This window comes from Streptomyces sp. NPDC107500 (assembly GCF_055582785.1).
On record NZ_JBVJPF010000013.1, the window covers coordinates 115,318 to 125,236 of the forward strand.

The window sequence follows — 9,919 nt, forward strand, 5'->3', positions numbered from 1 at the left end:
CCCGTCACGTGGTCGCGGCTCAGTACCGCTCGTCGATGAATGCGAAGATCTCGTCGTCGTCGGCGTCCCGGAGGGAGTCGGCCGTCGTGCCCTCCGTCGCGGGCGTGCCGTGGGTGCCGCCGATGCCCTGCCACAGTCCGGCGAGGGCGGTGAGGCGGCCGGCGATCTCCTGGTGTGTGGAGGAGTCCGGGGCGGTGCCGTCGGCGGCCTGTCCGGCGAGGGCCCCGAAGAGGGCCTCCAGCCGGTCGAGTTCCGTCATGACGGAGCTGCCGTCGGCGTCGGCGGGCAGGGGGGTCCCGGTCTCGTCGGGGGCCAGTTCGGCCCGCAGGTGCGCGGCGAGCGCGAGGGGCGTCGGGTGGTCGAAGACGAGGGTGGCGGGCAGGCGCAGCGCGGTGGCGGCGGCCAGCCGGTTGCGCATCTCGACCGCGGTGAGGGAGTCGAAGCCGGTCTCCTTGAAGGCGCGGTCGGCGGCGATGCCCTCGGGGCCGCCGTGTCCGAGGACGGCGGCGGCGTGCGCGCGGACGGTGTCGAGGAGCAGCTCCTCCTGCTCCTGGGCGGAGAGTCCGGACAGGCGGGCGGTCAGCGTGTCGGTGGCGGCCGGGCCGTCCTGCGACGTGGACCGGGCGGTGTCGGTGGTGCCGCCCCGGACGAGCGTGCTGAGGAAGGCGGGCACGGGGCCGGCGGCGCGTACGGCCGCGTGGTTGAGCCGGATGGGCACCTGGAGCGGGCTGTCGGCGGCCTGGGCGGCGTCGAACAGGGACAGTCCCTCGGCGTCGGTGAGGGGCAGGACGCCGCCCCTGGCGAGCCTGCGGTGCATGCCGCTCTGGTCGAGGTGGCCGGCCATCCGGCTGTCGCCGGCCCACAGCCCCCAGGCGAGGGACACGGCGGGCAGCCCCAGGGAGCGCCGGTATCCGGCGAAGGCGTCGAGGAAGGCGTTGGCGGCGGCGTAGCCGCCCTGGCCCGGGCTGCCGAACAGGGCCGACGAGGACGAGTACATGACGAATCCGGTGAGGTCCAGGTCACGGGTGAGTTCGTGCAGGTTGAGCACGGCGTCGACCTTGGGGCGCAGGACGGTTCCGAGGTCGTCGTGGGTGAGCGCGGGCACGGTGCCGTCGGCGAGCACGCCGGCGGTGTGCACGACGCCGGTCAGCGGCCGGTCGTCGGGGATGTCCGCGAGGAGCGCCGCGAGCTGCTCCCGGTCGCCCGCGTCGCAGGCCCTGAGGGTGATCTCGGCGCCCAGCCGGGTCAGTTCGGCGGCGAGTTCGGGGGCGCCCTCCGCGTCGGGGCCCTGGCGGCCGGCGAGGACGAGGTGGCGCACGCCGTGCTCGGTGACGAGGTGGCGGGCCACGGCGCTGCCGAGGGTGCCGGTGCCGCCGGTGACCAGGACGGTGCCGTACGGCCCGAAGGACGGTGGCATCGTCAGGACCAGCTTGCCGGTGTGCCGGGCCTGGCTGAGGGTGCGGAAGGCCTCGCGGGCGCCGCTCACCTCGTAGGTGGTCAGCGGCAGCGGGCTCAGGACGCCCCGTGCGAACAGGTCGAGCAGTTCGCCGAGCATCTCGCCCACGGTGTCGGGGCCTGCCTGGACGAGGTCGAACGCCTGGTAGACGGTGCCCGGGTGGGTCTCGGCGAGGTGCTCAGGGTCGCGGACGTCGGCCTTGCCCAGTTCGAGGAAGTGCCCGCCCTGCGGCAGCAGCCTGAGGGAGGCGTCGACGAACTCTCCGGCGAGGGAGTTGAGGACGATGTCGACGCCCCGGCCGCCGGTCGCGGCGAGGAACGTGTCGGCGAACTCGGTGGTGCGCGAGTTGGCGATGGCGTCGTCGGTCAGGCCGAGGCGGCGCAGGGTGTCCCACTTGCCGGTGCTCGCGGTGGCGTACACGGTCAGGCCGAGGTGGCGGGCGAGTTGCAGGGCGGCCATGCCGACCCCGCCGGCGGCGGCGTGGACCAGCAGGGACTGGCCCGGCCGGGCCCCGGCCAGGCGGGTGAGGGCGTAGTGCGCGGTGAGGAACACGGCCGGCACCGAGGCGGCCTCGGCGTAGCTCCAGCCCTCGGGGACGGGGGCGACCATGCGGGCGTCGGCGACGGCGAAGGGGCCGAAGCCGCCGGTCCACATGCCGAGGACGCGGTCGCCGGGGGCGAGGTGGGTGACGCCGGGGCCGGTCTCGGTGACGATGCCGGCGCCTTCGGCGCCCATGACGGCCTTCCCGGGGTACATGCCGAGCGCGATGAGGGTGTCGCGGAAGTTGATACCGGCGGCGCGGACGGCGATGCGCACCTGTCCGGGTTCCAGGGCCGCGAGGGTGTCGGGCGCGTCGGTCAGGCGCAGTCCTTCCAGGGTGCCGGTGCCGGTGGTGGCCAGCCGCCAGGCGGTGCTGTCGGCCGGGGGAAGGAGCAGGTCGCCTCGGGTGGTGGCGTCGCCGGCCCGGACGAGCCGGGGGACGCGGACGGCGCCGCCGCGGACGGCGGCCTGGGTCTCGCCGCAGGCGAGGGCGGCGGCCAGGGTGGTGCCCTTGAGGGTGTCGGGGCGGTCGACGTCCAGGAGGACGAAGCGGCCGGGCTCCTCGGACTGCGCGGAGCGGATCAGTCCCCACACGGTGGCCGCGACCGGGTCGGCGACCTGTTCGTCGGCGCCGGTGGCGACGGCCGACCGGGTGATCAGGGCGAGGGTGGTGCCGGCCAGCCGGTCGCCCGCCGCCAGCCAGCTCTGGGCGAGGTCCAGGGCCCGGTGGGCGGTGGCGTGCGCGGCCCGCGCGTCGGGGAAGGGGTGCTGCGGGAAGGAGATGACGACGGTGTCGGGGGCGGGACCGGTCTCCGTGGCGGCGATCAGCGCGGCCAGGTCGGGGTACCAGTCGCCGTCGGTGCCGGCGGCCTCCATCGCGGCGAGCACCTTGGCGTGGTCCTCGCCGACGACCGCCAGGCGGCGCACCGGCAGCGCGGCGGGGACGGGCAGCGCCGGCCAGTCGACCTCGTACAGCGAGCCGTGCCGGCCGGCCGGGCCGGCCGACGCGGCGGCGAGCTGTTCGTCGGAGACGGTGCGCACCAGCAGTTCGTCGATGTCGAGGACGGGCCGGCCGGCGTCGTCGGTCGCGTGCAGGGTGACGGCCTCGTCCCCGGCGGGGCGGATGCTGACGCGCAGCCGAGCGGCGCCCTCGGTGTGCAGGGTGACGCCGCGCACCGCGAACGGCATGCGGGTCCGGCCGTCCTCGGGGAAGAACCGGCCGAGGCTCATCGCCTGGAGCGCCGCGTCGAGCAGCGCGGGGTGCAGGCCGTAGCCGGTGCCGGTGGCCTGTTCGGGCAGGTGCACCTCGGCGTGCACCGTGTCGCCCTGCGTCCAGCCCGCCCTGAAGCCGCGGAAGGCCGGGCCGTAGTCGTAGCCGCGGGCGGCGAAGTCCGCGTAGAAGGCGTCGGGTTCGTCCTGCCGTACGGGTGCGGCGGCGGCCGGCGGCCACGGGGCGGGCCCGGCGGGGAGGGGGCCGGTGGTGGGTGCGGGGGCGACGACGGCCTCGGCGTGCCGGGTCCAGGGGGTGCCGGGTTCGGCTCCGGCCTCGCGGGAGTGGATGGTCAGGGTGCGCCGGCCGTCCTCGCCTTCGGCGGCGACGAGCAGCCGCAGTTCGAGGGCTCCGGTGTCGGGCAGTGCGACGGGGGCCTGGAGGATCAGTTCGTCGGTCCGGTCGCAGCCGGACTGCCGTCCGGCCCAGCCGGCGAGGTCCACCAGGGCCGCGCCGGGCAGCAGGGCGGTGCCCAGCAGGGCGTGGTCCGCCAGCCAGGGCTGGGTGTCGGCGCCCAGCCGGGCCGTGTAGACCACGGACCCCGACTCGGGGAGTTCGACGCCGGTGCCGAGCAGCGGGTGTGCGGCCTCCCGCAGGCCGACGGCGGACAGGTCGCCGCGCCGGGCCGGCGCGCTGTACCAGTACCGTTCGCGCTGGAAGGGGTAGGTGGGCAGTTCGACGCGGCGGGAGCCGGTGCCGAAGAGGGCGTCGGCGTCGATCTCGACGCCGCTGACGTGGGCCGTGCCGAGGGCCGCCGCGAACCAGCGGGCGCCGCCCTTCTCCCGGCGCAGGGTGCCGAGGACGGAGGCGCGGGCACCGCGGTCGGCGACCGTCTCCTGGAGGGAGGCGGCCAGCATGGGGTGCGGGCTGGGCTCCAGGAAGACCTCGTGGCCGTCGGCGACGAGGGCGCGGGTGGCGGCCTCGAACTCGACCGGGTCGCGCATGTTGCGGTACCAGTACCCGCAGTCCAGTTCCGCCGTGTCCAGCAGGCCGCCGGTGACGGTGGAGTAGAACGGGATGTCGCCGGTGCGGGGTGCGACGGGGGCGAGGACCTCCATCAGGTGGTCCTTGAGCGCGTCGACCTGTGCGGAGTGCCCGGCGGTGTCGACGCCGGGGATGGGCCGGGCGTGGACGCCGTCGGCGGCGAGTTCGTCGAGGAGTTCCTTCAGCGCGCCGGGTTCACCGGCGACGGCGGCGGTGTTGGGGCTGTTGACGGCGGCCACCGAGAGCCGGTCGCCGAACCGGGCGAGGCGGGCCCGCAGGTCGCCGGCGGACAGGGAGACGGCGATCATGCCGCCCTGGCCGGCCAGCGTCAGCCAGGCCCGGCTGCGCAGGGCCACGATGCGGGCGGCGTCGTCGAGGGAGATGCCGCCGGCGACGTAGGCCGCGGCGATCTCGCCCTGGGAGTGGCCGACGACGGCCGAGGGGTGCACGCCCAGGGAGCGCCAGGTGGCGGCCAGCGACACCATCATGGTGAAGAGGACCGGCTGGACCACGTCGACGCGGGACGTGGAGGGCGCGCCGGGCACCTGGCGCAGGACGTCCAGTACGGACCAGTCGAGGTGGGCGCGCAGCGCCTCGTCGCACTCGCGCACACTCGCGCGGAACGCGGCGGAGCGTTCCAGCAGGCCCTCGGCCATCGCGGCCCACTGGGAGCCCTGGCCGGGGAAGACGAAGACGATCCGGTCGCCGGGTCCCGCGGTGCCGCGCAGCACGACGGGGTGCGGGCGGTCCTGGGCGAGGCAGTTGAGGGCGTCGAGGAGTTCCTCGCGGCTCTCGCCGATGACGGCGGCCCGGTGCTCGAAGCGGGACCGGCCGGTCATCAGGGTGTAGCCGGCGTCGGCGGGGTGGGTGTCGGGGTGCTCGATCAGTCCGGCGCGCAGCCGGGCCGCCTGGGCGCGCAGGGCGGACTCGTTGCGGGCGGAGAAGAGCAGCGGGACGGTGACCTCCGACCACCAGTCGGTGTCGTCCTGGCCGGGGCCCTCGGCTTCGGGCCGCGCCTCGGACCGGGGGGCCTCCTCGAGGATGACGTGGGCGTTGGTGCCGCTGATGCCGAAGGCGGAGACGGCGGCACGGCGCGGGGTGTCCCGCTCGGGCCAGGCGACGTCCTCGGTGAGGAGGGAGACGGCGCCCGTGGACCAGTCGACGCGGGGGCTGGGCTCGTCGACGTGCAGGGTGCGCGGCAGCACGCCGCCGCGCAGGGCCAGCACCATCTTGATGACGCCGGCGACTCCGGCGGCGGCCTGGGTGTGGCCGAGGTTGGACTTCACGGAGCCCAGCCACAGGGGTTCGTCGCCGGGGCGCTCGGCGCCGTAGGTGGCGAGCAGGGCCTGGGCCTCGATGGGGTCGCCGAGTTCGGTGCCGGTGCCGTGGGCCTCGACGGCGTCGACGTCCCGCGGCCGCAGGCCCGCGTCGGCGAGCGACTGGCGGATGACGCGTTCCTGGGAGGGGCCGTTGGGTGCGGTGAGGCCGTTGCTGGCGCCGTCCTGGTTGACGGCGGAGCCGCGGATGACGGCGAGGACGGGGTGCCCGGCGCGGACGGCGTCGGAGAGCCGCTCCACGAGCAGGGTGCCGGCTCCCTCGCCGAGGGCGACGCCGTCGGCGCCGGCGGCGAAGGCCCGGGACCGGCCCGTGGGGGACATGACGCGCTGGCGGGAGAACTCGACCAGCATCTCCGGTGTGGACATGACGGTGGCGCCGCCGACCAGGGCCATGCCGCACTCGCCGCGGCGCAGCGACTGCACGGCCAGGTGCAGGGCGACCAGGGACGCCGAGCAGGCGGTGTCGACGGTGACGGCCGGGCCCTCCAGCCCGAAGACGTAGGAGAGGCGGCCGGACATGACGCTGGCGGAGTTGCCGGTGCCGAGGTAGCCGTCGAAGTCCTCGTCGCCGTTCTGGAGCAGCGGCATGTAGTGCTGGCCGTTGGTGCCGATGAACACGCCGGTACGGCTGCCGCGCAGGTGCGCGGGGTCGAGTCCGGCCCGTTCGAAGGCCTCCCAGGAGGTTTCCAGCATCAGTCGCTGCTGGGGGTCCATGGCGAGGGCCTCGCGGGGCGAGATGCCGAAGAACTCCGGGTCGAAGTCGGGTGCTTCGGGCAGGAAGCCGCCCTCGCGGACGTAGGTGCGGCCCTTGGCCTCCGGGTCGGGGTCGTAGAGGCCGTCGAGGTCCCAGCCGCGGTTGGTCGGGAAGGGGGTGACGGCGTCGCCGCCGTTGAGGACGAGCTGCCACAGCTCGCCGGGGGTGCTGACGCCGCCGGGGAAGCGGCAGGCCATGCCGACGATGGCGATGGGTTCGGCGTCGCCGGCGGTGGGCGCGAGGGCGAAGGGCGCGGCGGCGGACTGGTCGGTGCCCGCGCCGGTGGCCAGTTCCCGCAGGTGGCGGGCGACCGCGGCGGGGTTCGGGTGGTCGAAGATCAGGGAGGCGGCCAGGGTCAGGCCGGTCGCCTCGCGCAGCCGGTTGCGCAGCTCGACGGCGGTGACGGAGTTGAAGCCCAGCGCCCTGAAGGCCCGGTCGGGGGCGATGCCGTCGGCGTCGGAGTGGCCGAGGGCCGCGGCGACGTGGCTACGCACCAGGCGCAGCAGTTCCCGTTCCTGCTCCCGGTCGGACTTGCCGCGCAGCAGGGCCGCGAGTCCGCTCGTGTCGTCCTCGCGGTCGGACGCGGTGGCCCGCTCCTCCTGGCGCGCCCGCCGCACCGCGGGCAGCTCGTCGAGGAGCGCGCAGGGCCGGGCGGCGGTGTAGGCGGGTTCGAAGCGGCTCCAGTCGACGTCGGCGACGGCGATGCCGGTGTCGTCCCGGCCGAGGACGGCGTCGAGGGCGTCGAGGGCGCGCTCGGGGGCGAGGAGGCTCAGTCCGGTGCGCGCGAGGTGTCCGGCGGAGACGCCGGAGGTGTTGCGCCAAGGAGTCCAGGCCACCGAGGTGGCGGCCAGGCCCGCACCGCGCCGGGTCTGCGCGAACGCGTCCAGGTACGCGGTGCCGGCCGCGTAGCCGCCCTGGCCGGCGCCGCCCCAGACACCGGCGACGGAGGAGAACACGACGAAGGCGTCGAGTTCGGTGCCGGCGAGGAGCGCGTCCACCCGGGTGGGCAGGTCCGTCTTGGCGAGGACGGCGGTGGCGAAGCCCTCCATGGTGGTCTCGGTGAGGGTGGTCGGCGGAGCGGCGGGAGGCGCGACGTAGACGGCGGACGGGGCGTGCCGGGTGAGGAGTTCGGCGAGCGCCCGGTCGTCGGTGAGGTCGCAGGGCGCGACGGTCGTACGGTCGGCCTCGTCGGCGAGTTCGTCCGCTACGTCGCCGGTGACGCCGGCGAGCACGACGTGTTCGGTGCCGGACGCGAGCAGGCGGCGGGCCAGCGGTGCCGCGACGCCCGCGATGTCGCCGACGACGAGGGCGGTGCCGTGGGTGTGCCGCGCGCCGTCGGCCGGGGCGAGCGGGGCCTGGACCAGGCGGCGGCCGAAGACGCCGGAGCCGCGGACGGCCACCTGGTCGTCGTTGCCGGGCGCGGCCAGCAGGCCGGCCAGCTGCTGCCAGGAGCGGGCGTCGGCCGCGCCGCCGGCGGGCAGGTCGGCCAAGCCGCCCCACAGGGTGGGCAGTTCGAGGGCGGCCACCCTTCCCAGGCCCCAGATCTGCGCCTGTGCGGGGGACGGCACCTCCGTGGCGGTCACGGTCACGGCGCCCTCGGTGACGGCCCAGAGCCGGGCTCCGGTGCCGGCGTCGGCGGCGGCCTGGGCGAGGATGAGGGTGGCGGCGAGCCCGAGCGGGACGGCCGGGTGGTCGGGGTGCTCCCCCTCCGCCAGCGCGAGCAGGGACACGATGCCGCTCAGCGGCTCGGCGCCGGGACGGCCGGCGGCCTCGGCGAGCCGGGCGCGCAGCAGCGACCGGTCGGCGTCGGCCGCGCTGAGGGCGAACGGCTCCACGACCGCTCCCCGGTCGGCCAGGTGCTGCCGGGCGAGGTCGGCGGCGTCGGAAGCGACCGATCCCTCGGGCAGGACCAGCAGCCATCGGCCCGACAGCCGGGCACGGTTCTCGTCGGCGCCGAGAGCCTTCCACTGGACGCGGTAGGTGAGCGAGTCGGTCTCGGACCCGCCGGTCTCGTGCCAGTAGTGCTGGTGCTGGAAGGGGTAGGTGGGCAGGTCGACGTGCCGGGCGCCGGTGCCCTCGAAGAGGGGCGCCCAGTCGACGGAGGTGCCGTGGACGAAGAGTTCGGCGGCCGAGGTCAGGAATCGGGCCAGTCCGCCCTCGTCGCGCCGCAGGGAGCCGACGGCCGTCACGTCTGCCGTCTCCTGCACGCCCATCGTCAGCACGGGGTGCGCGCTGGACTCGACGAACGTCGCGAAGCCCTTCGAGGTCAGCAGCCGGACGGTTTCCTCGAAGCGGACGGTGTGACGGAGATTGCGGTACCAGTAGCCCGCGTCGAGGGTCGTGGTGTCCGCGGGGGCGGCATCGACGGTCGAGTAGAACGGGATCCGCGAAGCAGTCGGGGTGATCGGGGCGAGCACGTCGAGGAGTTCGGCCTCGATGCGCTCCACGTGTGCGGAGTGCGAGGCGTAGTCCACGGGGACCTGCCGGGCCCGGATCTTCTCCGCCTGGCAGGCGGCGACGAACTCCACGATCGCGTCGGCGTCACCGGCGACGACCGTGGAGGACGGGCCGTTGACCGCGGCCACGTCCAGACGGCCTTCCCAACCCACGAGGCGTGCTTCCACGTCCGTACGCGGCAGGGAGATCGACGCCATGCCGCCCAGACCGGCCAGCTCCCGGCCGATCACCTGCGCCCGTAGTGCCACCACTCGGGCGGCGTCCTCCAGGGAGAGCGCACCACTCACAGCCGCCGCGGCGATCTCGCCCTGCGAGTGACCCACGACCGCATCCGGTACGACGCCCACCGAGCGCCACAGCTCGGCCAGGGACACCATGACCGCCCACGTGACCGGCTGGATCACCTCCACCCGCTCCAGAGCAGCCCCCGACCGCAGTACCTCGACCGGATCGAAGTCCACGAAAGGCGCCAGCGCCGCCGCGCACTCCTCCATCCGCGCCGCGAACACCGGCGAAGAATCCAGCAGTTCACGGCCCATCCCCGCCCACTGCGTCCCCTGACCCGGGAACATCAGCACCGTCTGGCCGGAGGACTCCGGGACGGCGCCTTCCAGCGTGACCTCTCCCAGCGTCACCGAGCGGTGTTCCAGTGCGGAGCGTCCGGTGGCCAGGCTGTAGGCCACGTCGAGCGGGCGCGGCGAGAGGTCCTGGTCCAGGAGGGCGCGTACGCGTGCCTGCTGTTCCCGGAGGGCGCCCCGGGTCTTGGCGCTGACGACCAGCGGGACCAGGGGCAACTCGCGTATGCCCGCCGTCTCTTCGACCGACTCGGCCGACTCGGCGGCGGGCGCCTGCTCCAGGATCACGTGCGCGTTCGTCCCACTCACTCCGAACGACGACACCCCCGCCCGACGCGGACGGCCCACCTCGGGCCACTCCCGCTGCTCGGCCAGCAACTCCACAGCACCCGCCGACCAGTCCACCCGCGACGACGGCTCATCCACATGCAACGTCCTCGGCAGCACACCATGCTCCAGAGCCATCACCATCTTGATGACCCCACCCACACCCGCAGCCGCCTGCGCATGCCCCACATTCGACTTCAACGAACCCAGCCACAAAGG

At 75.1% G+C, this 9,919-nt stretch carries 1 protein-coding gene; it reads right to left on the bottom strand.

Translation table 11 applies throughout. The features are described from left to right. Nucleotides 1-19 precede the first annotated feature (19 nt). Nucleotides 20-9,919, bottom strand: a 9,900-nt coding sequence (locus ACZ67M_RS37605; RefSeq protein ID WP_469854340.1) for an SDR family NAD(P)-dependent oxidoreductase, incomplete at its 5' end; no start/stop codon positions are given.